Here is a 26,323-nt window from a genome sequence, read left to right on the forward strand (position 1 = left end):
TACCGGATTTCACCGTTTTTGGCTTCTCTATTATAGGTTTTCTTTTAAAGGCAGGCACGTTATGCCAAGATGCAGCAGGGAGTGATCATAATTAGAGATGTGACCAGCCACTCCTGGTTAATCATGAACACTTCCCGAGATTAAATGGTCAAAATGCCGGCTGCATTTTGTTGTAACCCTTCGTGGTATCTGCATTGGGACTTGTATGAGCGCCATTACCTCCAGCGTTTTCGCAACTTTATTCTATTTACTTGGCACGATTACCCAGGGGCGGTCGCTTCAGGGGCATGCGGTCAAGCGCTCGCAGGTGCAGCTGTTGGTGCTGGCCGGCGCTTGCTTACAGGCGTTAAGTATTTATCTTGTCATTCACAAGCCCAGTGGAATCAACCTGAATTTCTTTACCGTCGGATCATTGAGCTCCTGGATGGTAATTCTGGTGGTGTTGCTGAGCAGTCTGCGCAAACCGGTTTCCAACCTGTTTATTGGTTTGTTGCCGCTGGCAATGATGGCGGTGATTTCGTCGGTTCTGTTTACCGGACCGGAAGATTTATTGAAGATCAAATCACTGGGCATGATCTTTCATATTGTGATTTCAGTACTGGCCTATAGCGTATTAACGGTCGCTGCATTCCAGTCGGCACTGATGTCCTATCAGGAGCACCAGCTTCACCGTCGCCAGTTTGGTGGCATTATCAAGGCTTTTCCTCCATTGCAGACAATGGAACTGTTGCTGTTTGAATTCCTCTGGGTAGGCGTAATTCTGCTGACAATTGCTTTGGGCACCGGCTTCTACTTTGTTCAGGATATGTTTGCTGCGGGCGTTATTCACAAAACCGTATTGGCAGTATTGGCCTGGATTATGTTCTCGATATTACTGGCTGGCAGACACTGGCTTGGCTGGAGAGGACAGACTGCAATGAAACTTACACTGAGCGGTTTTGTACTACTGATGCTGGCCTATTTCGGTAGCAAATTTGTAGTAGATTTGGTGCTGACTCGCGGATAGAATCGAAGAACATAATAGACTTGAGGCTGTAAACTCCTTGGACACGGTACCCCTGAGCCTGCTTTTTGCCGCTCTGGCCATTCTTCTTGTTCTTTCTGCGTTTTTCTCCAGCTCTGAAACCGGCATGATGGCGCTGAACCGTTACCGGTTGCGTCATATGGCTCGTAAGGGCCATCGTGCAGCGATGCGGACATCAGAGTTGATTGAGCGCCCCGAACGACTGATCGGGGTGATCCTGATCGGTAATAACTTCGTTAATATTCTGGCCTCTGCGATTGCTACCGTTATTTCGGTGCGTTTGTGGGGTGACGCCGGTATTGCGATTGCTACCTTTGGTCTGACCCTGATCGTACTGATCTTTGGTGAGGTTACACCGAAGACTTTGGCGGCCCTGCATCCGGAAAAGGTTGCGTTCCCGGCTTCTCTGGTTTTGAAACCGCTGCTGTTCCTGCTTTATCCGGCGGTTATTGCGGTGAACTGGATTTCCGGCCACATGTTACGCCCGTTTGGAGTCAAGCCGGGAGATACTACTCAGGACCAGCTTAATGCCGATGAGTTGAGAACACTGGTACATGGCACCGGTGTCCGTATGTCCAGTTCCCGCAAGAATATGCTGCTGGGTATTCTGGACCTGGAAAAAGTATCCGTTGACCAGATTCTGATTCCCCGCAACGAAGTGCAGGGTATCGACCTGAATGACGATATTGACGATATCCTGAATCAACTGCGTACCAGTCAGCATACCCGCCTGCCGGTGTACAAGGATGACCTGAACAATATCTGCGGTATGCTGCATATGCGCAAGGTAGCGCGGATGCTCAGTATGGGTGATGTGAATAAGGCCATGCTGATGAAGGAAACCGAAGAACCTTACTTCGTTCCCGAAGCGACACCACTGCATACCCAGCTGTTTAATTTCCAGAAAGAACGACAGCGTATTGGTGTTGTAGTCGATGAATACGGCGATGTTCAGGGACTGGTAACGCTGGAAGATATTCTGGAAGAGATTGTCGGTGAGTTTACGACAGATGTTGCGGATAGCAGCGATGATATTACGCCACAGGATGATGGTACCTATATTATTGACGGTACCGCCAGTATTCGTGAAATCAACAAAATGCTGGAGTGGGAGCTGCCGCAAGATGGTCCCAGAACACTCAATGGTCTGATTACTGAAGAGCTGGAAGCCATTCCCCAGCTGAGCGTCTGCCTGAGTGTCAAAAAGTACCGGATTGAGGTGCTGCAGACCAAGGATAATATTATTCGCTCGGCCCGGGTCTGGGTTCGAAATGACCAGCTGCCTGCGGTTCAGGAAGAGTTGGAATAAAAGCTGATATGACAAAAAAGCCCTCTTAAAAGAGGGCTTTTTTGTTGCCTGAAATTATGTGCTGCCGGGGGGATGTCTCAGTCGTCTATCTGTTGTGTGTTTAGTGATATTTTTCGAGTTGGGTTCAGGTTTTTTCATGCTTTAAATTCTGCATTACTTCCTCTTTTGTAGTTGAGTTAAGTGTAATTGGAATAAGTGGTGTATTTTTCCGCTGTATTTAAAGGTTAATTGCGGTGAGTTTACCTATCGAAAATGTAACGTTATTTAACTAAAGTTCTCGCCTGTTTCGAATGTAAACACCTAACACATAACACGTACAGAAAGAAAAAGTCCGATTATGAAAAAACAATTCTTGGCTATTGCTGTTGCTGCATCCCTGATGACCGGTTGTGCCAGTAACGGGGGCGAGCAGGTTAACTATGCAGAACTGCAGGTTGTCGGCCAGGATCTCTATGCCCAGTCTGTTAAAGACAGCTACCAGCCTTCTCTGATTGAAGATGTTGAAGTGGTACGCACCTCTGTAAACGCTGTTTTCCTGATTGCCAAACCTGCTTACGAGCAGTACACCGACAAGCTGTTGCAGCAGGTTGAAATCCAGACTTACTTTGCTGCTGTTGAAGCTGCTGACTCGGAAGAAGACAAGCGTGCTATCTACGACAATCTGGATCCGGAAACCAAAGCCAAGGTTGATGCGTTTGTAAACAGCGACCAGAGCCAGCAAATCATGGCCAGCCTGGCTGAAGCCTCTAAAGTTGCACTGCAGAATATTGCCCTGTTCAAGCAACTGGATTCTGCTGGCCTGCTGAAGCAGGTCAGCTTCTCTGACCTGATGGCAGAAAAAGACAAGCTGGCATTCACCGGTGAGCAGATTGTTTACCTGAATGACACCGTAGTTTCTGCTTACAAGAACTACCAGCAGATTTCTGCATTCAGCAAAGCCCAGTAAGGGTTTCCTGACGCCCGGTTCCGGGCGTCTTTTTTTGTCTTCACCACTCCTGTTTAACGACACACTTCAACAATGAAAAAAATTATTCTGACTGTACTCATGGCAGGGATTCTGGCTGGCTGTCAGACAACATCCGGGCTGAAAATCAATTCTGAAGCTGATATCAGTGCCAATACCCTGATTGAAAAAGTTGACCGTGAAGCGCTGATGGACAGCAAAAATATCGAGCTGCCGGGCAACTACGATGTGCGAGCATTTTCCAAGATCAGCCTGGCGGCTTATATCGACAATATTGCATTTGAAAAAGATGCACTGGCCACCACTATCAATAACGGCATTGTTGCCAAACTGCTGGAAAACGAGCTGGCTCGAACCAAACGCTTTGAGGTGCTGACCCGTAACTGTGATGCCTGTGAATATGAAATCGCGTTCCAGGCTGAAAACACCGTTGATGAAGGTGCGATTCAGCAGGGGGAAAAGCTGAATCCGGACTATGTGCTGGAATCATCCATGGCGCTGGGCACCGTATTCAAAAAGAAGAGTGATCACAGTGAGATCATCTTCCGCTCTCTGGTTACCACCAAAATCGTAAACCCGACCACTGGTGAAATTATCCACTCATTCGAGCCGATTCGTTTCAACATGCCGGCCAAGCGTTTCTTCTCTATTGAAGGCAAGTTCCTGGGTGGTTTCGATTATCGTAAGCCTAATGAGCTGCAGGAAGCCTACAGGGAAGTTGCCCAAAAGAGTATTCAGGCTCTGGTAAATAAAGTCATGAACTATTACCCGGTGGGTGGTCGTGTGACTAACCTCCGCTATGGTCGTTTTGCAATTGATTCCGGTATTAATCAGGGTTTTGCAGTCAAGCAACCGGTTGTGCTGTTTCTGAGTGATGATGGTCTGGATATTCCGGTAGCTTCTGGTGAAGTTACCCCGAAGCAGGATGGTGGCTCAGGTCTGCTCTTTATCTGGAAGGAGAATGAACCTTTCGCAGCTGAAGTCCAAAAGAAACTGGAAGCCATGGGTAAGGAATACCTGAAACGAAACAAGATTTATGCGGTTTCTGTGGGTACCCCTGAAAGCTGGAAATTCTGATTTATGCAGTCACAAGTCATCAAAAAATGGCGACTGGTGACATCCCTGTTTCTGTCCATGGTGCTGTCGCATACAACAGCCGCAGCACCGATGGATGATGTGTTTACCCTGCTGGATTCCGGCGGTGGTGTCAGAAGCGGGCATGATACAAGTCAGGGCTACTACATTACAGCGCTGGGCTTTTCCAATCGTTCCAACGAAGCCAAAGGCTTTGAAGAAGCACGTATGGAAGCGCTACGCCATCTCAATGAAATGGTGAATGGTGTCACCATGAGTGGCAGCACCTATAGCGCCAGCCAGTATGTTTCCGAGACGGTCGACGAAGTAACATCAGAATATTCGTCTGAAACATTCCGTGAAGTGGCTGAAGTTGCCTTCAAGGGACACTTGTCTGCAGTCAAGGTGCTGAAGAAAGGGCGCTATGACGATCGGTATTTTGTTGCAGTTGCCATCAGCGAACAAGATTTGGCTCATATCTCAGGCCTGAGAACCATCCCGTCCGGGGCAGGTTCAGCAAGTGCGACTGTGATTATCTCCACTGACAGCAATCGTAGTATCGCACAGTTTGGAGATCAGGCTAAAACCGTTGAAGCCAAAGGTCTGGCTTCGATGAAATATGGTGAACAAAAGGCAAGGGAACTGGCGCTGCAGGATGCGATGCGTAATGCGGTGCAGCAGGTGCAGGGGGTTATGTTACAGGGCAAGTCCGGTGCTTTTAATGAAGCGCTGTCGTTTGCACTGGAAACCAGAACCGAAGGCTATGTCGGCGGTTATGACATCGTTGATGAGGATATTGCCAGAGGCAGTTACTACATCATTATCATGGCCAGAGTGAATGCCGGGCAGCTGTTAAGTGATGTCAGTTTCTATCTTGATGCCCTCAATGAACCGGTATTTGCGGTTAAATCCTCAAGCAATGCACGAACTGACTGGCTGACAGATGAACTGGAACGTCTTGGTTTTGCCATAAATGACGGCAAGGCCGGAACCTCGCATACCTTTTATCTTGAGCAGTCACAGCGCCAGGTGCAAAAGCATAATGGCAAAGTCGGCATGGAAACTTCGCTGGTTCTGAAGCTCAAGGATAATGCCAGTGGTGATGTGCTATTCACCATTATGAACGATCCGCTGAAGTCCCGTATTTATGTCTCTCCTCTGGAACGGTCAGCCCAGGTTTCTCAGGTATCAGCCTACAGACAGCTAGAGAAAAAGCTGGGTGTTGAGGTTATTCAGGCTTTGGCCAGATTCGCTAACAGGGAGCAGCGCTATCAGATCGTCATTCGTGGAGCCAAACGTAATGATGTGGATATTTTCAGACATGTACTGAATAACGGTACTTCCGGTCATGTTGAAACCCGGGGCTGGTCAGCAGCCGGTAAAGAAATGACCCTGGATTTCCTGTTCAAGGGCAAGCTGGGTGAAGCCATGGATCAGGGACTGCAGCAGATCTATACCGCATTCAAAAAGGAAGGCCGCTCCAGACGACCTCATCTGATCAGACTGGGTGACAGGGAAGCAATATTTGAGATGGTGCAGAAATGATGGTTGGATGTACTCGACTACTGACGCTATTGGTGGCCATATCCGCTCCTGCTATGGCGTTGGATACGCCTCAACTGCATCAGCTTTATCAAGAACAGTTGGGTGCCGCTGAAAGTGGTATTTACCCACTTTCAGACAACATTGTGGTTAAAAATAATGTTGCCAGAAATAAAGGTGAATCAGTTGCACAGGGGCGTTTAAGAGCCCGGGCCGGTGCCTATCGGCTACTTGCTCAAGAGCGGCACAAGCTCTTGCAGGCGCGCACTGAAAACAGTCTGCATATCAAGTTGCTGGCACGTAAGGGAATAACCGCCAGCTTCAAAGGGCAGGGCTTACAGGTTGACAGTCACTGTGATGACAACCGCTGTACGTATGCCTTTGCTGTTGATGCGGAAATGCTGAACCCGAGCTGGACAGTACCAGGCATTGAAGACCTTGGAACTGAGCTGGGTGAGCTGTTACAGGGTGCTATTAATCAGGAGCAATATAAAGCACTCTCATCTGATTTCAGCCTTCTGGGCTATGACTTTCTGGCTGATTACTATGCACTCAGGCAAGTCGAGGCGAGTGGCTTTCTGAAAGCCAGCTTCCCATCTGTCAATGCTGGCTGGTCTGAGGCGAGGCCAATATCTGAAGCTCAAGCTACAGCGATACTTTCAGGAAACAGCATCAGCTGCTCAGCTATCGAATATCTGGCTACAGTGGCGAAAGGTACCATCAAGCTGTCACTGTCTCGCTTGTCTGAATCCTGTAACCCCTCACCGGTTCAACTGCCTGACTGGTACCAGACTGAAGATGATTTCCGTCAGCTGGTGGCTCAGGCCCTGACCGGAAATGGCTATACAGTTTTCTCTGCAGACAACCTTTACGGCAGCGCTAAAGTGGCCGCCTATTTTCAGCAACAGGCTGATGCTGAATTCACTGCCGGAACCCATGCTCAAAAGGCCATTGCCCTGCAGATTACTGCGTTATCCCAGAATCCGCTGAATCAAAAAGGCTGGAATCAGCTGGGTGCCGTGTTACGCGCCATGGGTGAATTGCGCTGGGCATTAGCTGCCCACCAACAGGCGGTCATGGTTGCAGGTCCTGATGCAGAAACACTGATTCATCTGGCAAAAACCAGGCAGGCAATGAACGCCCCGGGGCAGGCTCAGGCTTATATCCGGTTGATTCGTATTTTATCGCTTCCAGGCACTGATTCCGCCTGGGTTCAATCCTCGCTTAAACACTTCAATTAAAATCAGGAACACAATAAGTTGAACAAATTGTTATTGGCAATTGGGGTTGCCGTGTCACTGTCTGCGACAGCAAATGACTTTGGGGGTGACAGTGTGCAACAGCGATCTGAAGCTCAGGTACAGGAGCAGACTGTTGAGCACATGGCTGCAGAGGCCCAGCAACATCCAAACAGTAATGAGTTTGCTACCGAACCTCAGCAAGAAACCTTTGTTTCAGTTAACAATGCATTGACTGATTACATCGGCGAGAGAAAGTGGGGCAATAAATTTGAAGCCGGAAAGTTCCGTATTCTCGCGACAGGTGTTGCTTCATTTACGACCCGGGATCCAAAACGTGATCCGAAGTTTCTGGTCAAACGAGCTCAGGCTGCTTCTACTGCCATGTTGTTCGCCCAGACGGATATTGTAAAAACAATCAGAACTGAAATGTCGGCGTCAGATCAACTGGTTATGCCGGGTTCCGATATTCAGAAAGAGCTGGGTGCAGAGTATGACGCCCTGCTGGAAGAAATTGGCTCTCTCGAATATGAGGCCGGTGATCTGGCAGAGCTGTTATCAGTAGAAGAGCGCAAGGAGCTGGAACGGGAAAACTGGGATGGTCGTGCCGAAGCTTTTGTTGATGCAGTGATCAAGAAAATTGATGCCAGCTACGACCCCAGCTCCCTGCAGCAGGAGCAGGCGGAAATGGTTCAGGATATCAAAACTCGACTGAATACCGCTGAAACGCACAAGAAGGATCTGATGAAACGGGCAGAAGCAATGAAAGGCAAGATTGCTTCGACTGCCACTTTCTCAACCCGTGCTGTAGCTGAAATGCCGTTGTACGGTATTGTCAGTCTGGCAACCGAAGAAGCCTGGGATCCGAACACCCGCAAATATGAAGTGGGTATTCTGGTGGCCTGGAGTCAAAAGCATGAGCTCAAAACCCGCAAGATTCTGTTCGGGGAAATGAAGCTGGATCAGCTGTCCGGCACTGACACCGAGTTGCGTCAATACCTTGCGAATCAGGAAATTGCTTCTCTGATTGGTCCTTCCAGCTTTACCGGGAAAAATGGTGAGCGATGGATTCTGGGTGCAGCTGCAGCAGAAATTCGTGGTTCAAACAGCAAGCCAGCGATTAGAAAAGCTGACCTGCTGGCACAGACTGAAGTTGCATTCTCGCTCTACTCCTATGTTCAGACAGAAGCAGACTATAAGCGAATTATTCAGGAAACCTATGCCGGGAACGCACTGAATAACGAGACTGAAATGCAAGCGGTAGAGAGTTTCTCCGAAACCATGCGCCGTGAATACAAGGATCAGTCAGTTGAGGGAGCAACCAAGGTTTACAGCTATGAAGTGATGCATCCGATCACTGGCAAGCGTACCTATATTTCTGTTTATGCGCTGTCTGCAATGTCTTCCGGTGCTTCAAAATACATCGAAAAGATTAACTATGCGGTAAACAAGCAGCATATCAAGCAACAAAAACAGTCTAAAGCGGTTAAGCAGCAGCTGGTCCGTGAAAGCCAGCAGGCTGCAGCTGCTCCTGTTGCAGTGCCGCAACAATCTGCTCCTGTGAAAAAGCCAGCTGCCAGTACAACAAGTGCTGTTTCACAAAGCCAGGGTCAGCCGGTTGACTCTTCCCAAGGGTTCAGCATGGGGCATAAATCTGATATCGATGACGATGACTTCTAAAGGACGGGTTTAACCAAGTCTGACATTCCATCGTGACGTTTGTCTGATGTTGCATATTGTTCCAAAGCTGCATCAGGCAAATGTTCAAACAGAAGTGGAAAATGAATGAAACCAAAATATTTGCCCTTGGTTCTCATATTGAGTGTGCTTGTGGGTTGCTCAGAGTCAACAGATGAAACTCGGCAAGAGCATTCTGCAAATCCCGTCGAGCCGGTTTACGACGGCAATTTGTTTATATGTCAGTCCAGAGATGGCTCTGAACAGCTTGATCTTGTTTTTGAAGATAAGTATCTGGTGACTTTGGGTTACAGGTTGATGCTGAAAAATTATGAGCATCTGGAGCTAAAGCGACCTACCAGCAAGGGTATGGTCAGTGAAGAAAAATATACCGGCTTTTATTCAGCGAATAATGCCCGAGCTGCTGTAAATCTGGAAAATGAAGTAATGAGCATTGACTACCTTCAGGGAGAGACAAGGCTTATCGATATGCTATGCAAGGGTAATGTCGATAAATTCAAGATACATTTGTTGAAACAGATGAAACCCTGACTGCAATCTGCCGCCAGCTTTGGCGGCAGATTGTATGTTTGTTTTTATAGAATAACGAGCAGTTTTGCTAATAGAAGAGCGACAACTGTTCCCAAGGCCGTTCCGAGAATAGCCATCACCAATCCGGCCGGAACTAATGCTTTGTCGTATACTCCGGCAACCAGAGGGGCTGAAGCCAGTCCGCCAATATTGGCCATTGAGGCAATGCCGCAAATATAAAGATCCAGTTTGAATACTTGGGCCAGAATCAACAGAATCAATATGTGAAAAGTAAGGATCAGCAGGCCTGCAACGACATAATAGATAGCGTCCAAAATACTAAAAGTAGAAAAATCAGTTACGGATGCGATCAGCCCTACGACAATGTAGAGTAAGACTCCGCCCATATGATCAGACCCTTTAATTTTATTTAAGGGTGTTGTACTGGCAATAATGCCTGCCAGTGTGGCCAGAATGACTACCCAGCTGGTACCACTGAAAAAGGTTCTGATGTCATAAAGCGGGCTGTCTGATATCAGATTGCCGGGATTGATCCATTGTTTGCCAATCACCAGAGTAATACCGGATAGCGCCATTCCCAGTCCGATAGTCAGCAGGAAATCCATAAACTGGTAATCCCGCTTGTCTTCCCTTTCAGCAACGTGCAGATGAATATGGCTGATAATATTGTCGATCTTTGCACTGTCAGCGCCGGAAAACCGGTTGAAGGCATGACGCATGGGAGCCAGCCAGATAATAAATACGATCCAGCATGAGCCCCAGAGATTATCCATAAAGATGGCGTAGGTCATACTTTGCTTGCCTTCAGGAATAGCCAGCCCTTGCTGAGTAGCTGCCATATTAACCGTGCCGCCAATCCAGGATGAGCAGAGCAGGGAGAAGGTTTCCCAGGCCTCCGGGTCGAGCAAATGCTTCATCATCAGAAAAATAAGGATAAAGCCGAGCACAATACTGGTTGCTACAGCGAGAAAAGTGCCGAGTAACTGTGGCCCCAACCGGAACACATCCCGAATATCATTTTTCAGCAGCAGCCAGAACAGCAGCATCGGCAACAGATAGGACTTCAGGCTGCTGATAAAGCTTTTCAACTCCGGAGTCAGCTCCCAGATATGAAAAGTCGCCCCGGCCATACCGCCTATATAGATAAAGACCAGAGGTGGAATAATTTTGAACAGCCGCAGGTGTAACTTGCTTTCACAATAAAGGATCAGCATTAAATACAGCATCAACAAAGACAGGTAACTGAACGGACTGGTTATCATTGTTCGTAGTGCTCCCGCAGTTCGTCGTGGCGTTGCCGGAACACTCAGTCTAGTTACAGATATATAACTCGCCCCTTGCGGACTACACTTACCGGAACAATAAAAAGAGCTGTTAAATTATGGCTGTTATACATTGCAGCCCCAGCAGGAGATTGGTTTTTCTAACGCTCTTGCTGGTATTTGGCTGCATACCGCGAATAGCTGGCAGTAATGCGTTTGATGTTGAATTGGTTTCTGCCGGTCCCAGCTTCTTCCATGCTGTGGGGCTTCAGCTCAATCCGGCTCTTGAGGGTGATGAGCTTCGACATCGCTTATATCAATTTATTTCATGCACCTCGGCTGTTGATAATCCTGTACTTGATGCTCAGCTTCGTATTGAGGGTGTTAATAGCAGTATTTATGAACTCACAAGGCAGATGAGAGCAGGTAAGTCGTCGTCATGTTGCTGCCCGGAGTCGGTTGCTTTATCCCGAATGCTGGCACTGTCCATTCTGGTTATTGATCTTGATAGCCAGTGTCAGGCATCACCCAATAGTTTTCTTGTTATCAATGGACATCTGCTATGGCGGAAACAGTTGTTTTCTACGCAATTTTCCGGACCTGACATAACCGTTGTGAAGGCCGGGAATAATTTCGTTGTAGTGAAAACAAGTCAGAATGGTTACGAGTCCAGATGGTTGTTTGGATCGGGAGCATTTGCATCCCAGCTAAGCGATGCTATTTCGCAAGCTATATCTGTTCTGGGTAATCAGGAAGCGGAACACTTTGGAATTGACACCCGAGTTGAACGAGGTTGGATCAGTCCTGCGGCTACGGTAATAACTGACCCCTATCTGGTGATCTGGAGTCGAAATGCAGCGAGTCTGGCAGAGCTTGAATTCGGGTGCCTGTTCCCTCAGTTAATCAGGCATTATACCGATATGAAAGGGCTCTTGCTGAAAATGGGTAGTGAAAGGGATACCGAAATTCATTGGCAAGATGATGAACAGGCAGCTTTAAGGCAGTTTATTGACAGCCTGATAACTAATAATCAGACAGGCATAGCCAGTCATGCTATTGCAGTCAGGCTACAGCCATTACTGCACGATGCCGGAATGAGTTTGAGGAGCTTCCTGGATGCGCTGTCACCGTCATCCAGCAAAATCTGGCTAATGCTGGATTCACTGAAAAAAATCATTGAGCAGCTGCCTGAGGGGCGTCCCAGTCGCAGTCTTGATTCTCTGTGCAACGATTTACTGGCCAGTTCACAGGGCACTTGTTTGACCGGAGCCTCTGATAGTCTTGCTGTACTTCCTGCCGTTTATGGCGAAAAGCCCGGTAATAGTTCTATAAGAGTTGCTCCCGGTTGTGAAGCCATTCGGTTTGAACAGGAAAACCCTCAACACCACTTGCTATTTGCATGGTCTATAGCGAGCCGGACTTTCAGTGTTGTCGATCAACTGTTGGCGACAGTAGAGGCTGCTCTTATTTCTCCCCAAACTTTACCCTTGTTTGTGAATGGCCGTAGAGCTTACCAGGTCATTAAGAAGCAACGAGCGCATTTTTCTGATATCCAGTTTTATCTGCATGCAGCCATACACACTATTGGTCGTAATCATTTTCCGAGTTACTGGCAGCCGGATCTCTATAAAGCAGTGACCATCAAGGATAAGGATTTTGTCGTATTCCACAGCGATGATTTTGCACCCAGACAAGGCTGGCGCTGTGACCAGAAAGCTCCTGATATCGGAACACATCAAGTGACTGATGACGAATGGCTGGAAGCCATAAAACTGAAAACTGCCGAGGCTAAATAAATCTGTAACACTGGACACCTAACCTCATGCCCATAGGCAAGAAGCAATAGCCATGATCGGGTGATTTTTTCATCATCAGCGATGGAAAAATAGCATGGCAAAAAAACAATAAAATGATGGGGTTTTGATATGTTACGTAACCAATCACACGACGCGTTTCACCAATCGATTGAAGCTGTGGACAACCAGCCGGATAACCGGGCGGACAATGAATCGCTGGATCAGCTGGTGGAGCAGGGGCGGCGTAACTTTATGAAAGGCAGTCTGGGGCTGGCAATGGCTGGTTTCCTGGGTGGTACCTTGATGGGTTGTGCATCAACCGCTTCAGCACGAAAAGCAGCCTTTTCTCCGCAGATTGGATTCAGCTCTGTGCCAGTAGAGCGTGGGGCAACTTTTGACAGTGTAACCGTGCCGAAAGGTTATAGCGCAACCCCATTTTTTTCCTGGGGAGACCCGGTAGAAGAAGGTGCGCCAGAATGGCGGGCAGATGGCAGCAATAGCTGGCAGGATCAGATGAAGCAGGCCGGACAAAACCATGATGGTATGTGGTTCTTCCCGTTCCCGGATAAACCGGATTCTGCCGGCTTGCTGGTAATGAATCATGAATATATCAATCCTACGCTGCATCCGGATGGTCTGACGATCAAGGAAGACAGTGAAGGTCGAAAGCAGCGCCCGGCCCATGAGGTCAAAAAAGAGCTGGCTGCTCATGGCGTCAGCGTGATTGAAGTGCGCAAAAACAGTGCCGGGCATTGGGAGCGGGTTTACCCTTCACAATACAACCGTCGTATTACCGGTATGACACCGATGGAACTGACCGGTGTTGTTGCCGGTGATGAGATGCTGAAAACCGTTGCAGACCCTACTGGTCGCAAGGTACTGGGAACACTGAATAACTGCTCCATGGGGGTGACACCCTGGGGAACCTATCTGACCTGCGAAGAGAACTGGAAAAACTACTTCGTTAACCAGAACAAACAGGATTACGACCAGCGGGTCTCCCATCACCGGTATGGTGTTGCCCAGGGTGCCAGCAGTAAATATTACGGCTGGGAATCAACCGAACCCCGCTTTAATGCAACCCCGGATGCCGGCCAGAAGCATGGTGGTTTTGTGAATGAGCCGAACCGCTTTGGCTGGGTAGTGGAAATTGATCCTTTTGATCCGTACAGCGTACCGAAGAAAAGAACTTCTATGGGGCGACTGGTACGGGAATGTTCCACCCTGTCGCTGGGTGCAGATAACCGTATGGCATTCTACTTCGGTGATGATACCCGTGGTGAATATCTCTATAAGTTTGTGCCGGACGGTGCTTATCAGCCGCGCAATATGGCAGCAAACCGTGACCTGTTGGATCAGGGCACAATGTATGTGGCGGTGCTGAATGATGATGGGACCGGTGAATGGAAGGCTCTGATCTTCGGTCAGGATGGCCTGACTCTCCGTAACGGTTTTACCAGTCAGGCCGATGTGCTGGTTAATGCTCGTAAAGCCGCGGATGTACTGGGCGCCACCACAATGGATCGCCCGGAGTGGGTTGCAGTACACCCTGAAACCCGTGAAGTGTATGTCACCCTGACCAATAATAAACACCGGGGTAAAAAAGACGACCAGCCAACCAATGGAGCAAATCCGCGGATAGATAATCGCCATGGCCAGATTGTTCGATTCCATGAAGCGGACAACAATCCCGCTGCTACAACGTTCAACTGGGAAATCTTTATGTTGGCCGGTGATCATCCGGGGGCAACGTTGCAGGATGGCAGTGCAGTACCTGCCAATCATATCGGTAATATCAAGGGCGATATCTTCTCTTCACCGGACGGTATCTGGTTTGATTTTGGTGGCCGGCTCTGGATTCAGACTGACTATGGTGATAGCAGTGACCGTAACTTTAATATGGGAACTAACCAGATGCTGTGCTGTGATCCGGAAACAGCAGAAGTAAAACGCTTTCTGGTTGGACCGCGGGGTTGTGAAATTACCGGTGTCACTACAACACCGGATGGTCGTGCCATGTGGGTCAATGTGCAGCACCCGAAACTGAGCTACCCGGCCAGTGATGGCAAACCCCGGGCCCGCTCAACAACCGTGTTGATTACCAAAGATGATGGCGGAGTGATCGGTACCTGATTCACTCCATAATCAGGTTGTTTTCCCGGGCCCGCTGCTGGCAGGCCTGGAGAACAGCCTCTTTCTCAGCACTCTCCATTTGCGACCAGCGGGTAATTTCCTGCGCGGTACGCTGGCAGCCGATACAGATATCCTGTTCATCCAGTGCACAAATCGCGACGCAGGGTGAAGGGACATTCAGTTGATTAAGTTTCATAATGGCTGCCTTCCTTGTTTTAAAGCTTATTCCGAACGTGGGTCGACATGTAAATGCTGGCGATAACGGCGGGCGTTATCAACATAGTGTGCGGCACTGGTTTTGAGTTGTTCGATTTTATCCGCATCCAGCGTTTTAACCACTCTGCCGGGAGAACCCACAACCAGCGAGTTGTCCGGAATTTCTTTACCTTCCGGAATCAGGGTATTGGCCCCGATAATACAGTTGTTGCCAATCTTTGCGCCATTAAGCACAACGGCGTTAATTCCGATCAGGCTGTTATCACCGATAGTGCAGCCATGCAGCATGGCTTTGTGACCGATAGTCACACCCTTGCCAAGGGTCAACGGAAAGCCCGGATCAGTATGCAGTACAGCACTGTCCTGAACATTACTTTCCGGACCGATAGTAATCATTCCATTATCGCCACGCACCACCACATTGAACCAGATGCTGGCCTGATCACCCAGCTGCACAGAACCGATAACTGTTGCATTGTCTGCAATAAAATATTCACCCAGTGTGTGAAGTTCACGGTCTTGCAGTCTGAAGATCATATGTGGTCTCCCGCTAAGATGGAGTGGACAGTCCTTCGTGTCGGTACTGTTGAAGCTGTCAGTTATGTACTCTGCAGCAAGGTAATCCGACAGATGATGCACAATAGTCCAATATTGATGAGGCGCTGACAACAGTATCATAGCTATAAAAGGCAGAAATGCTGTTGTTGTGAGCCATTTTGAAGTGTGGGCTCTAAAAACGGGACGTGTAACTGCCGCAAGCTGCCAGTAGAGTCAGTATCATACAAATATCACATTGAACTGTTTATTTTTGCCGTCCTTTCAGCGAAATGAAATATTGCTAACAGTTATGAAGAGTCCTGCTCAAGTCTATAACAGATTACAGATAATAGATTTAAGAGTACCGACAAGCAGTTTGGGGTGGTATGGACTTGTTTGATTATTGAGAGGGGTAGAAGTATCAGATTGAGCTTTCGTGATAATTTGCTTCGTAGCAAAATAAAATGAAAAACAAAGTAACAGTGATTTTTTTGATGTAATGCAAATAAAACGCATCTGAATCCCTTTAAAGTGTCGACATTAAAGTGACTATTGAACTCACTTCAAGGAAAAGATGATGATACGTTCTTATTATCCTCCCTATTTTTGGCACACTTGTTGGCATATCGGCAGAACAAAAATAAAGCGCTGTATTAACCCTTAGGGTTGATTCTGCTTATTATTTTTTACTACTAAAAACTTGTTTCTGTATATGTAATTCCGGATCAGGCATTCGCTTTATCTGGAGAGATTCTGTGTGCCTAAAAAATGAAATCATTTAATTTCAATAAACGTATTCTTGCGTCAGTTTGTGCTGCCCAGGTTATGGCTGTCAGCCCGTTAGCATTAGCTTCATTTTCTGCCAATGGTGTAGCGGGCTGGTTTAAAGACAGTTCGGTTGAGCTTTCACTCTCATCAATCAGTAACAAAGAAACCGCAATCGAGAAAAGTGATTCAAATCCCCATAAAAGAGAAGACAGCTTCGATGTGCTAATCACTGAAGTCAATTTCAGTACAGGCTACATCAATGACTTTGCAAAGCTGGATCTCTCAGGTCTCAGGGTTGTCCAGCTTAGTTCAGAAAAGCCTGATTCAATCTATTTTGTTAATGGCAAGAACTATGGTCAGGCAGACGGGGCGCTGACAATTAAGCCTCTGCCGCAGCTGGAACTGACAACCGGACGAGTGAAATCCAGTCATGTGTTGCTGGGTACCGGTGACTACCGCACAACCCCCAGACGATACCAGCTGAACCGCCTTTCTTTTCAGCAAGGTATGTTCTCGTTTTCCGCTATGGAAGTTACCCGGGCCATGCGGATCAATGGCGACAGTGACTACAAAGCTTTCAAAGTGAATGGCAAAAGAGAGCCCGTCAGGATTGTTGATGCAGCGCTGGATTTTGGCAATACAGCGCTCTATGCCACTTACGGCAAGCAGACTGATAAAGAAGCTTACAGCTTTGCAGAAATTTCCTACTCTCCGGAGCTGACTGAAACTATGGGTCTTGACCTGGGTATTAACTATCGAAGCAAACAGCGGATTGGCAAGGCGCGTGTCTCCGGAGCCGATAACAATATTCATCGCTGGGCGGGTAAAATTCAGCTGAACTTCAGCAACAGTCTGGGTATGAGCCATGTAATGCTGGCGTATGCCGAAACCGAAGAAAACAAGGATATGCCGGATACTGTCGGGTTTGAGTGGAATCTGAACGATGGCATCTTTCGGGGTTGTAAAAATGGTGGCTATTACGTCACTGGCCACAAGGGCACCTTTAATCACGAAGGGGGTCGCGCCACAAAAGTAGAAATAGGCCACAGTTTTAATGGTGTGCTGGAAGGCTTGTACACTGCGGTTTATTTCGCTAAAGAGAGCAATGTCTATCCCGACGGTCAGTGGAAACATGGCCATGACCAGCGCCAGTATGAAAAAGGTGTGACGTTGCGATATAGCCCGATGGTTGTTCCTGGATTAGAGGCAAGGTTTATCTACGGCAAGAATAAATTCATGCAGGCAGGTAAATATGGCATGGATCAGCATACCGCCCGTTCAGAATTAACGCTGTCTTACAGCATCCCGCTGGAGCTGTAATGATGAGGCTATCAGTGAGTGCCACCCTGTTCTGTTTACTGCTGGCTTTTACAGCCAGTCTTTCTGCCTCTGACTCAGCCTCTGCCAATAAGCAAAGCCAGTGGGTGATAAAAGTGGACTGTTGTAAGGCCAGTGGTTGCTATGTCTCTGACCGTTTCCGTTTTGAGAAACAATTGTTCAAGGCAAAGCGTTTCAATAGTGCGAAAGAGGCAGAAGAGTATTTGAAGCAGCTGTCGTTAAAACTGAAGCGGCAGCACCCCAAAGTACTGCCCAAAGCGTGATCCGGCAATCTACGGTATGCAGCTCAGGTCTGAGGCTCGGCTTTTAGCTGCATACCTGCATCAAAGGCGACATTAAGAAACTCAACCAGAATCATGGCGGTGAGTCCCCAGATGGTGTAACCATCATATTGCCAGGCCGGAATATGGTAGGATCTGCCTTTAAAACTGATCTGGTCCGTGCGAAGCCGGCGATCTTCCAGTAGAAAATCAACCGGTACCCGAAAGATACTATCCAGCTCATCCTCATTGGCACACAGGCTGACACCTTCCGGGACCAGCCCGGTAAAAGGAGTTACCTTGATGCCGTGCCGGGACACCACCGGGCTCATTTCAGATATTAGCGATACATGGTGACGATCCAGCCCGATTTCTTCTTCTGTTTCCCGCAAAGCGGTTTCAGCCAGTGAGGCATCGGTATCATCCCGCTTGCCACCGGGCAGGGCGACCTGGCCGCTGTGAGTATTCAGATGGGCTGCACGCTGGGTCAGGATAATATCAAAGCCGCGAGCGGTGTCGGTCAGAGGGATCAGTACGGCTGCTTCCGGCATATCGGCATGCAGGGGCCGGGGCTGGTGTTGTTGCAGGCGGGTGCAGACCGTATCGAGCATGATATTCCTTTTATAGATTTTATCTGTATTCATCTGTCGAACACTGTTCAAAGGTCTGGTCTTTTTTAGCTACCAGATCAAGAAGCGAAGCGATGTGCCAGTGTTCTTGTTATTGTGACCTACGCTGAGAATGCAATTTCAGTTTCACTCATCGTCATCGCCGCGGAACCACCAGGTATCCAGCCCTGCACCATAGGTGGGCGGATTGACCGGATGTGCCAGATACTTCCAGTAAACAAACGGCCATTCATTGCTGTACCAGGCCGGAATGGCAACAGCTTGCCAGAGCAGAATACGATCCAGCGCCCGAACCCGGGTCACCAGATCTTCGCGAGATCGGGCGGCAATGATTCCTTCCAGTATACGATCAACCGCTTCCATTTGAATACCGGTAATATTTTGGGTGCTGCCATTACCGGCCAGACTGCTGTGCCAGTAATTCATAATTTCCAGTCCCGGCGCCGGTGAAGGCCAGTAACCGGTAAAGATCATATCGAAGTCATGATTGCGCAGCCGCTCAACATACTGGGCGCTGTCGACAGTGGAAATCTTGACCTGCATTCCCAACCGCTCAAGGTTGGTTTTAAAGGGCAGTGCGACGCGCTCCAGATCCGGACGTGACAGCAGAATCTCAAACCGGAATGGCTCTCCGTCATCGTCCATCAACCGGCCCTGCTGCATTTTCCATCCAGCGGCTGCAAGCAGTTGCAGGGCTGCAACCAGCTGCGGGCGAATATCTCCATCGCCCCGGGTGACCACCGGTTGCCAGGGCTGAGTAAACAAGTCGGCAGGAAGATCGGCATTGAAAGGTTTCAGCCAGCGTTCCTCCGCTTCAGTCGGCAGGCCGGTGGCTGCCAGCTCCGAATTGGAGAAAAAGCTGTAAGCGTGACGGTACAGACCATGAAACAGGTTGCTGTTGGTCCAGCCAAAATCAAAGACTTTGGACACGGCTTGCCGAACCAGCCGGCTCTCCCATGTCGGCCGACGCAGATTAAAGAAGAAGCCCTGCATCCCCAGACTACTGTTGAGGATACGCTCCATCCGCATATCACCATTCTTGATCGCAGGAATATTGTAAGCCGTGCTCCAGCGCTTGGGGTCGCCTTCAATTCTTATATCGAGCTCACCTTTTTTAAAGGCCTCCAGTGCAACCGTGTCATCCTTGAAGTACTCATAGAAGACGGTATTGAAGTTATATCGCCCGCGATTTACCGGATGATCTTCGGCCCAGTAATCATCAACCCGTAGATAACTGACTGATTTCCCCGGCTTCACCTCACCAATACGATAAGGACCATTACCCAGCGGCTTGCTCAGATCACCCCGGCTGAAATCATTTTCAGGCTTTTCCCAGAAATGCTTGGGCAGTACAGAAAGCTGAGCCAGTAAAAAGGGCAGGGCACGGTTATTGCCATGCTTGAAGGTCGCCTTGATCCGCAGCGGCGCTGTAACCTCAATGCGGGCAATATCGGCAAAATAACTGTGATAGCGGGGCGAGCCTTGCTGTTGCAGGGTTTTCCATGTCCAGGCGACATCTTCCGCGGTAATGGCCTTCCCATCATGGAACCGAGCTTTGGGATTGATATTGAATGCAACCCAGGTGTTGCTTTCCGGCAGCTCCACCGTTTCGGCAATCAGGCCATACAAACTGAAAGGCTCATCACCCGAGCGCACCATCAAACTGTCATAAACCAGATGCATCCCCTCGGCGGGTGTGCCCTTGGGAATATGCGGGTTCAGGGTATCAAAGCTGCCATAAGCCGCCTGTCGGAACAGCCCTCGCTTGGGTGCCTTGGGATTAACATAATCAAAATGATGAAAGTTTGATGGGTACTTGTGAGGAGGATGGAGGGCAATAGCTGATTGAGCAATATCATTGGCAAATAGCTTACAAGATAAAGAAAAAAATAATAAAAGAGTTAAATTGATATTATTCAGTTTCATTTTTCTATTCTGGCTTAATTAGAATATCACGGTAAATATCGTCTAAAATCTAGTTTTCTTGAATATGTTAAGTTGGATTTTTTCTAATTGAATCAATAATTTCTAATACTAAGGTCTAATTTGTTTTTTTTTATTTTTGTATATTTTTATATGATATTTTAAAAGAAATGGATCTTCAGTTTATGGAGAAGCTTTGATGTTTAAACGATTATTAACCGGCTTTATCCTATTTTTTGTTTTTATGTCGACTTCAGTTCTGGCAAGGCCTCCAGGGGCATCGGTTCTCATGTTAACCACTCGAATAGACGTGGAGGAGAATAAAACAGATTTAATGGTAGTTCTGGTTTACGATGAAAATAAAAAAGTTTGGCGCCTGCCTGGCGGGAGCATGAAGGCAGAGGATGGTGGATATCATTTCAATACGGCCATTCGTAAAGTGAGAGAAGAGTTGAAGCTTGATTTTAGCTTCAATGATATAACGAATTTAAATCGTAGCTATACCGATGGCACCCATACAGTTTATGCCGTTGGTGATGAGACCTGTCGAGGTTTATTTTTTCTTGATGGAAAAAAAGTACCCATTCAAGGCTATGTTTATCCCGCTACATTTATAAGTGAGAAAATTGAAGAGTCAATACAAACAGTACAAGCTTTAGAGTCACCTGCTTCTCCAGAGTTGCATGCAGTTAAACAAGTAGTATTGGTAGAAATAGGTCGAATTCTAACTTGGCTGAAGACAAACGATATTGCCAGCAGTGGAGAGTTTCCTATAGGTAACCCTATTGACTTTCCAACAGAATATGATCCGACTGCAACACACAAGATTGATTATTACGCCTTATATGATTTGATTCATTCAACAATGCTAGAAAGCTCAGGGTGTTCAGCTCAATGTATGTTGGAACTGATAACACCTTCAGAACAAAGAGCTTACCTTGATAGTGTACTGGCAGGTTATTTTAGCACGACTTATGAAGAAATTAGTAAGGCTCCAAAAGTAGAGTATGAAGATGATGATGAAGATGAGGATGACGACTAATAATTTAAACTTGCGTCTCAATAAATTGCAGATTTAAATTGTTTTGTGACAAATACTCACTTCAGCCTAAGAATAAAACAGGGAGGTAACACGTGATCAGGCGTAGTTTGTTTTGTCTGATAATGCTTGTTTCAGTATATGCTTCAGGTTCTCCACCTGGAGCATCTGTTTTTATGCTGACGACCCGGCTCAACCCTGTCTCACAGGAAAAAGAGCTGATGGTTGTTATGGCATATGACGTCAATCAGAAAGCGCTTCGTCTTCCTGGTGGTGTAATGAAGCCTGCCGATGGTGTTCATGTAAATACTGCTGCACGTGAAATGCTTGAAGAGTTAAAGCTGAATTTCAATGTCAAAGACCTGACTAACCTGAACCGAACTTATACATATGACGATCACACTGTCTATGTCGTAGGAGATGATACCTGCCATGGATTGTTCTTTCTTGATGGTGTGCATACTCCTGATCCGGATTACCTGTTTCCGGAAAAGTTTGAAAAATTGAGCCTGGATCGACGAATAAAACAGGCACAAGCGCGCTTTCCTATGAATGCAGCAAATCATGAGTTACATGAAATAAAACAAGTCTGCCTTGTGGAGGTGAAAAAAATACACCGCTGGATAATGACTAATAATTTACAAGATTCCCGCCTATACCCGGTTGGTCAACCTGTCATAATTGTTGACCAGGACAACCCTGCAAAAAAATACAAGCTGGATTATCAGTTTCTATGGGTATTGTCTCAAGCCTTTATGATTGAAAGTCCTGCCTGTAGTGCTTTATGCATGCTGGACCTTATGTCTGATGATAAAACCAGAAAAACTGTTGATAAAGTCCTTGCTACACAGTTCAGGGTTTCACAAGACAAAGTACTGGGTGCACCTAAAAAGAACATTAGAAAGAAAAGAGCTACCTCGGGCACTGGAGGAGCATGCTCTGATTACTCAACTGGAGTAAAAACAAGAGTTTTTGATTACAGGATTATTCCTTCAGCTTTTTCTGATTTTTATAGTTTAATAGATGTTTTTCAGTCGCGCCAAGCCATCTTTCATAATGATGAGTATTATTTTCAAAATGTTTTTCCCGGTGGTAATTGCCTTTATCTAGCTTATTTATCCGGATGGCTACACGCATTGGTTTATGATGTTGCTTCAGGGCGTAATCCTTTAGCAATTGAAGATGAAATTGGTAAATTAATTAATGAAAGGTCAGAGTTTCGCCAATATCTTGTAGAGCCTAACTCTCAAGCTGTTGGGCTGGAAGATACAACAGATGCTTTTGTAGCATTTTTGCTGGAGTTAAATCAGGTTCCAACAATGAGTCATTTGCATCAAATGATTATGCCTGACCATTTCGTGCAGATCAGGTTAGACCGTAAAACAGAATGGGCCTGGGGTGGGAAAGAAAAGGTTTTAGAACCTTTAGTGCGCTATTTCAGAAATTATGCTGTATTTCTTCGGCGTCAGGATATGCTTAATGAGCCTGATCGGCATAGCGTGATGTTAACAGCAGGTTTTTATCCAGAATACTATCAGTGCGCTGGTGCAGTAAAAAATTTTGCAGAATATTATGAAGACCTGAATTTAAATCCGATTGACCAGTTCTGGTATTTTCAGTCACAGTCCGGAGTGTGGGCCACAGATCTTGAAATGCAGATGTTGTATAACATCAGACCATTCAGCTTATGTTATCACGAATGTCATGAAGCCTGGGATGCGCACTGTGAAACCCGGCAGGGGTTTAAGCCGGGAATGTATCCTGAAGGTAGTGATATTGTGATTTTTCATCAAAAAAATCATTTTGATGTACTAATCCCTAAAAAAATGTTTATTTCAGGCTCTTAACCAGAAGTAATCCCTGTACTACATACAATAAAACCCATGAATACTACTAATGTCTGATTTATTCATTTTCTCCTGTGATTTAGTCTGGACAACTGTCAATACACTTGATGTTGCTTGGACAAGGAGGTTCTGATGCTCAGACGTGGTTTGTTTTGCTTGTTATTGCTTATCTCTATATCAGCTGCAGCGGGTCCTCCTGGAGCCTCAGTATTAATGCTGACAACTCGACTCGACCCGATTTCTCATGATCCGGAACTCAAGGTTGTGATGGTGTATGACCAGCATCAGGGATTATGGCGCCTGCCTGGTGGGGTTCTGCAGCCAGCAGACCAGTTCCATGTAAACACTGCTGCCCGGGAAGTGCTGGAAGAATTAAAGATCAGTTTAAACCTTGAGGATCTTACAAATCTTAATCGCAGCTATACCTATGATGATCATACGGTTTATATCACGGGTGATGAAACGTGCCGAGGCCTGTTTTTTCTTTCCCCAGATCAAATACACGAGCCAAACCCACAGTATCGTTTTCCAAAACTATTTGACCCTAACCAGTTAGAACAGCAAGTTAAGGAAGCTCAGTCATTGCTCCCCGTTGATGCCTCGAGCCAGGCATTGCATGAAGTGACGCAAGTATCCTTGATCGATATAAGAACATTGCGCAACTGGTTTAACTTTAATGATATTAATGATCACAGCCGTTTTCCTGTTGGAAAACCGATCACCATTGTTGATGTTCTTGATCCATCGTTGGAGCACAAGTTGGAATACAGGCTGTTATGGGTACTGTCCCGTGCAATGATGGTTGAGTGTCAGACCTGTACTGCGCTGAATATGTTTGATGTCATGATAAATGTAGAGGCGAGAAGCTCCTGCGATATGGTTCTGGCTTCTATTCTTGGTTTAACTCCAACTGAGATCAGAAAGGCTCCGTTCAGTAGCCCGGGTGTTAGTTGTATGCCTCCAAGGGAGTATTCCTTGGGTGCGGACTCTATTGCGTTAGAAAGGAGTATTGAAACATCAGCCGTTTATAATGACAGTTGCAGCAACACGTCTTCAGTAAACTCTTTTATTGGGCAATGTATCAGCTCTGAACTGTCTCAGCCGGACGTATCAGTTATTGGAGCAATGGTCGATTCTGTACCTCCTGTTCATGTAGTACCTGTTTCAACTCCTGCGGAGGTTCAGCCACCAGTAGTCATACAACCCTTGGAGTGTATCGCTCAGCATAGAGAGGTCCTGATACCTGATATCACAACGACCAGTTCAGAAAATATTGCAACATTGGTTGATATTGTGAAGGGCGAGACAGCATGGAATGAGTATCAGGGCGCGACTGCAAATGCTCACTTGATGTTCAATGGTATTAATCCGTGCGATATTTCAGCAACGGCTTTTACCAAAAACTACTTCAAGCATAAGGTCAGACTGTACCTCGCGTTGATGCAAAAATATCCACAGCAGTTTTCCCCTGAGCAGTTTGCGGTCTATGTTGCTGCTATTGATAATAAGCTGGCCACAGACTTTGCGTGTAAAGTTAAAACACTTGATCAGGTTTTACCTGAACTGCAGGCGCTTGGATTTGGAACACCAGCGGTTCAGCCGATTATGCTTTCAGATTTACAGCATGAACTTCCGGCTCCCGCGCCTGTAGCACAAGCTGATACCAATAATATCGGGGATTTTGTTCGGGCTTATGACGATAATCTGAGACCCTCTGCCATGTCTTATCTCTATAGATTTGATGAGGTCATTCGTACAGAGCAGGGCCGGTATCATAGTGATAAATACTATCTTCAGGTGATGCGTTCAGGAGGAAATTGTCTGTATCTGGCCTACTTGTCAGGCTGGCTGCATGCTCTGGTCGCGGATGTTGTTACAGGCAGAAATCCCCAGGCTATCCAGGATGAAATAGAAACCTTGCTGACAGGCCGAACAGATTTTCGTGAGTTCATGGCAACTCCGGATGTGTTCACTGTAGGTCTGCATGATACAACCGATGATCTGGTCGGCTTCCTTCTGGAACTTAATGACGATCCTACCATTGCTCACTTGCATCAGATGATTATGCCTGACCAGTGGGTAATGATGAGGACACCTGGAGGTGAGGTACCAGCGTGGGGTGGAAAAGAACAGCGGCTTGAGGCTCTGGCGCAGTACTTTCGTACCTATGCTGTCTTTCTGAAGCGACAAAGTATGCTAGAGGAACGGCTTGATGATGCCTGTCGAACAGCAGAAGCATTTCCTACTCTATACCATTGTCAGCAAGAGGTATTTGAGTTTTCTATATGTCATCACAATCTTAACCCGATCGACGCTTTCCTGTTATATCAGGCTCAACCGGGTGTCTGGGCAACAGACCTTGAAATGCAAATGCTGAATTCTATCAGACCTATTAGTTTGTGCTTTGAGTCCAGCCATCCTCAATGGGATCACCATTGTGACGATACGCAGGGATTCAAACCCGGTGTTTTTGCTGAAGGACAGCGCATCGTCATTTTGCAACGACGGGATCATTATGAAGCTCTGATTCCTGCGGATCTGTTTGCGCAATAAAATAAAAGCCTGCATTAGCAGGCTTTTTTCTTTAACTTTCATTATTTATCTTTTCTGAAAACGATGGGTTATGGTGCTCGTTACGCTTGAAATGTGCTGGGTTGATCTAAGCTTGGTGGGTGATGGGGGGGCTTGACTTCCTGGGTGCGCAAAACAGCCCTGAAGCCTAAAGTTTGCTCAGTATTTAGATTTCTGAGTAAGAGCTGAGCTATGAACCTTATTGAGAAAATTATCGAAGAAGCCAGTAATGATACTGAAGATAGCAAACATCAATCGGAGCTGATGAAAGAAATTTTCCAAAAAGCGTCGTCTGAAGAGAAAAAAGTGATCAATGAAATGCTGGTGTGTATCTATGTTTGGAGCTTCGATTCGCTTCTTGAAATGGTTGATGAGTGACGACTCCTTTCTTGATGCAATTCCGCTAACCTGGTGCCATAAAACTTGGTGTCACCATGTAAAATCTTCCATTTCATCGCCTTCATGTGGTTTTTCAGTCACCAGATAATAAAGGCGATTCACATAGTGTATGCCGTTACAAACAAATAGCTCCCCATCACAATCCAGGACTGTCCACACTTGGGCAGGGTGCATTGATTGAAGTGCTATCCAGTCCTCAGGGTGTGTCCAGCTCCAGAGCTGAAG

General features: G+C 46.9%; 21 protein-coding genes. 16 read left to right on the plus strand and 5 right to left on the minus strand.

The features are described from left to right. Positions 1–205: 205 nt before the first annotated feature. The 8 genes from ACYZZ0_RS12365 to ACYZZ0_RS12400 all read left to right on the plus strand — a co-directional run bounded on the left by ACYZZ0_RS12365 (position 206) and on the right by ACYZZ0_RS12400 (position 9,380). Positions 206–1,006: a cytochrome C assembly family protein gene (locus ACYZZ0_RS12365; protein ID WP_461536940.1), complete on the plus strand. Its 801-nt coding sequence runs from the start codon at positions 206–208 to the stop codon at positions 1,004–1,006. 37 nt (positions 1,007–1,043) lie between these two features. Next, a complete protein-coding gene (locus ACYZZ0_RS12370; RefSeq protein WP_461536941.1) occupies positions 1,044–2,333 on the plus strand; it encodes an HlyC/CorC family transporter in 1,290 nt (429 codons plus the stop codon). A gap of 337 nt (positions 2,334–2,670) precedes the next feature. Further along, positions 2,671–3,279, plus strand: a complete 609-nt coding sequence (locus ACYZZ0_RS12375) for a hypothetical protein (RefSeq protein WP_461536942.1) — start codon at positions 2,671–2,673, stop codon at positions 3,277–3,279. A gap of 72 nt (positions 3,280–3,351) precedes the next feature. Beyond that, a complete protein-coding gene (locus ACYZZ0_RS12380) occupies positions 3,352–4,374 on the plus strand; it encodes a hypothetical protein (protein WP_461536943.1) in 1,023 nt (340 codons plus the stop codon). Positions 4,375–4,377: 3 nt separating this feature from the next. Then, positions 4,378–5,916, plus strand: coding sequence for a hypothetical protein (locus ACYZZ0_RS12385; RefSeq protein ID WP_461536944.1), 1,539 nt, complete (start codon positions 4,378–4,380; stop codon positions 5,914–5,916). Further along, entirely contained in the window at positions 5,913–7,154 is a 1,242-nt protein-coding gene (locus ACYZZ0_RS12390) for a hypothetical protein (RefSeq protein WP_461536945.1), read from the plus strand. The genes ACYZZ0_RS12385 and ACYZZ0_RS12390 overlap by 4 nt, the downstream gene beginning before the upstream one ends. An 18-nt stretch (positions 7,155–7,172) precedes the next feature. Continuing rightward, a complete protein-coding gene (locus ACYZZ0_RS12395) occupies positions 7,173–8,831 on the plus strand; it encodes a hypothetical protein (protein WP_461536946.1) in 1,659 nt (552 codons plus the stop codon). Positions 8,832–9,059: 228 nt separating this feature from the next. Next, positions 9,060–9,380 carry a hypothetical protein gene (locus tag ACYZZ0_RS12400; RefSeq protein WP_461536947.1) on the plus strand — a complete coding sequence of 107 codons (321 nt, stop codon included), beginning with the start codon at positions 9,060–9,062 and terminating at the stop codon, positions 9,378–9,380. Positions 9,381–9,424: 44 nt separating this feature from the next. Here the strand turns inward: ACYZZ0_RS12400 and ACYZZ0_RS12405 are convergent, their stop codons facing one another. Next, the gene (locus ACYZZ0_RS12405) at positions 9,425–10,642 is read right to left on the minus strand and encodes a DUF819 family protein (protein ID WP_461536948.1); all 1,218 of its coding nucleotides are present in this window, start codon (positions 10,640–10,642) and stop codon (positions 9,425–9,427) included. A 119-nt stretch (positions 10,643–10,761) separates the two neighbouring features. Between ACYZZ0_RS12405 and ACYZZ0_RS12410 the strand changes: the two genes are divergently transcribed. After that, positions 10,762–12,438 carry a hypothetical protein gene (locus ACYZZ0_RS12410; RefSeq protein WP_461536949.1) on the plus strand — a complete coding sequence of 559 codons (1,677 nt, stop codon included), beginning with the start codon at positions 10,762–10,764 and terminating at the stop codon, positions 12,436–12,438. A 129-nt stretch (positions 12,439–12,567) separates the two neighbouring features. Then, positions 12,568–14,571 (plus strand): PhoX family protein, encoded by a 2,004-nt coding sequence (locus ACYZZ0_RS12415; RefSeq protein ID WP_461536950.1) that lies wholly within the window; start codon positions 12,568–12,570, stop codon positions 14,569–14,571. 1 nt (position 14,572) lies between these two features. On the opposite strand, the gene ACYZZ0_RS12420 is transcribed toward ACYZZ0_RS12415, so the two are convergent. After that, entirely contained in the window at positions 14,573–14,767 is a 195-nt protein-coding gene (locus ACYZZ0_RS12420; protein ID WP_461536951.1) for a DUF1289 domain-containing protein, read from the minus strand. Positions 14,768–14,793: 26 nt separating this feature from the next. Beyond that, positions 14,794–15,324, minus strand: coding sequence for a gamma carbonic anhydrase family protein (locus tag ACYZZ0_RS12425; protein ID WP_461536952.1), 531 nt, complete (start codon positions 15,322–15,324; stop codon positions 14,794–14,796). A 768-nt stretch (positions 15,325–16,092) separates the two neighbouring features. Here ACYZZ0_RS12425 and ACYZZ0_RS12430 point away from each other — a divergent pair. Continuing rightward, on the plus strand, positions 16,093–17,412 hold the full coding sequence (locus ACYZZ0_RS12430; RefSeq protein WP_461536953.1) for a hypothetical protein: 1,320 nt from the start codon (positions 16,093–16,095) through the stop codon (positions 17,410–17,412). Continuing rightward, on the plus strand, positions 17,412–17,693 hold the full coding sequence (locus ACYZZ0_RS12435) for a hypothetical protein (protein ID WP_461536954.1): 282 nt from the start codon (positions 17,412–17,414) through the stop codon (positions 17,691–17,693). The genes ACYZZ0_RS12430 and ACYZZ0_RS12435 overlap by 1 nt, the downstream gene beginning before the upstream one ends. Before the next feature lie 23 nt (positions 17,694–17,716). Here the strand turns inward: ACYZZ0_RS12435 and ACYZZ0_RS12440 are convergent, their stop codons facing one another. Both ACYZZ0_RS12440 and ACYZZ0_RS12445 read right to left on the minus strand, forming a co-directional pair. Next, entirely contained in the window at positions 17,717–18,334 is a 618-nt protein-coding gene (locus ACYZZ0_RS12440; RefSeq protein WP_461536955.1) for a CoA pyrophosphatase, read from the minus strand. A 111-nt stretch (positions 18,335–18,445) separates the two neighbouring features. Further along, on the minus strand, positions 18,446–20,245 hold the full coding sequence (locus tag ACYZZ0_RS12445) for an extracellular solute-binding protein (RefSeq protein WP_461536956.1): 1,800 nt from the start codon (positions 20,243–20,245) through the stop codon (positions 18,446–18,448). A 196-nt stretch (positions 20,246–20,441) separates the two neighbouring features. Between ACYZZ0_RS12445 and ACYZZ0_RS12450 the strand changes: the two genes are divergently transcribed. From ACYZZ0_RS12450 to ACYZZ0_RS12465, 4 genes are all read left to right on the plus strand, one after another. Then, positions 20,442–21,284, plus strand: coding sequence for an NUDIX hydrolase (locus ACYZZ0_RS12450; RefSeq protein ID WP_461536957.1), 843 nt, complete (start codon positions 20,442–20,444; stop codon positions 21,282–21,284). A 173-nt stretch (positions 21,285–21,457) separates the two neighbouring features. After that, entirely contained in the window at positions 21,458–23,128 is a 1,671-nt protein-coding gene (locus ACYZZ0_RS12455; RefSeq protein ID WP_461536958.1) for a hypothetical protein, read from the plus strand. Between the two features lie 267 nt (positions 23,129–23,395). Beyond that, complete coding sequence (locus ACYZZ0_RS12460) at positions 23,396–25,681, plus strand: NUDIX domain-containing protein (protein WP_461537156.1); 2,286 nt, start codon at positions 23,396–23,398, stop codon at positions 25,679–25,681. Between the two features lie 210 nt (positions 25,682–25,891). After that, positions 25,892–26,077: a hypothetical protein gene (locus ACYZZ0_RS12465; RefSeq protein WP_461536959.1), complete on the plus strand. Its 186-nt coding sequence runs from the start codon at positions 25,892–25,894 to the stop codon at positions 26,075–26,077. The last annotated feature ends 246 nt before the right edge of the window (positions 26,078–26,323 follow it).

Origin of the sequence: Spongorhabdus nitratireducens (assembly GCA_947387575.1) — a bacterium.
In the GTDB taxonomy this organism is placed as follows: domain Bacteria; phylum Pseudomonadota; class Gammaproteobacteria; order Pseudomonadales; family Endozoicomonadaceae; genus CANDOC01.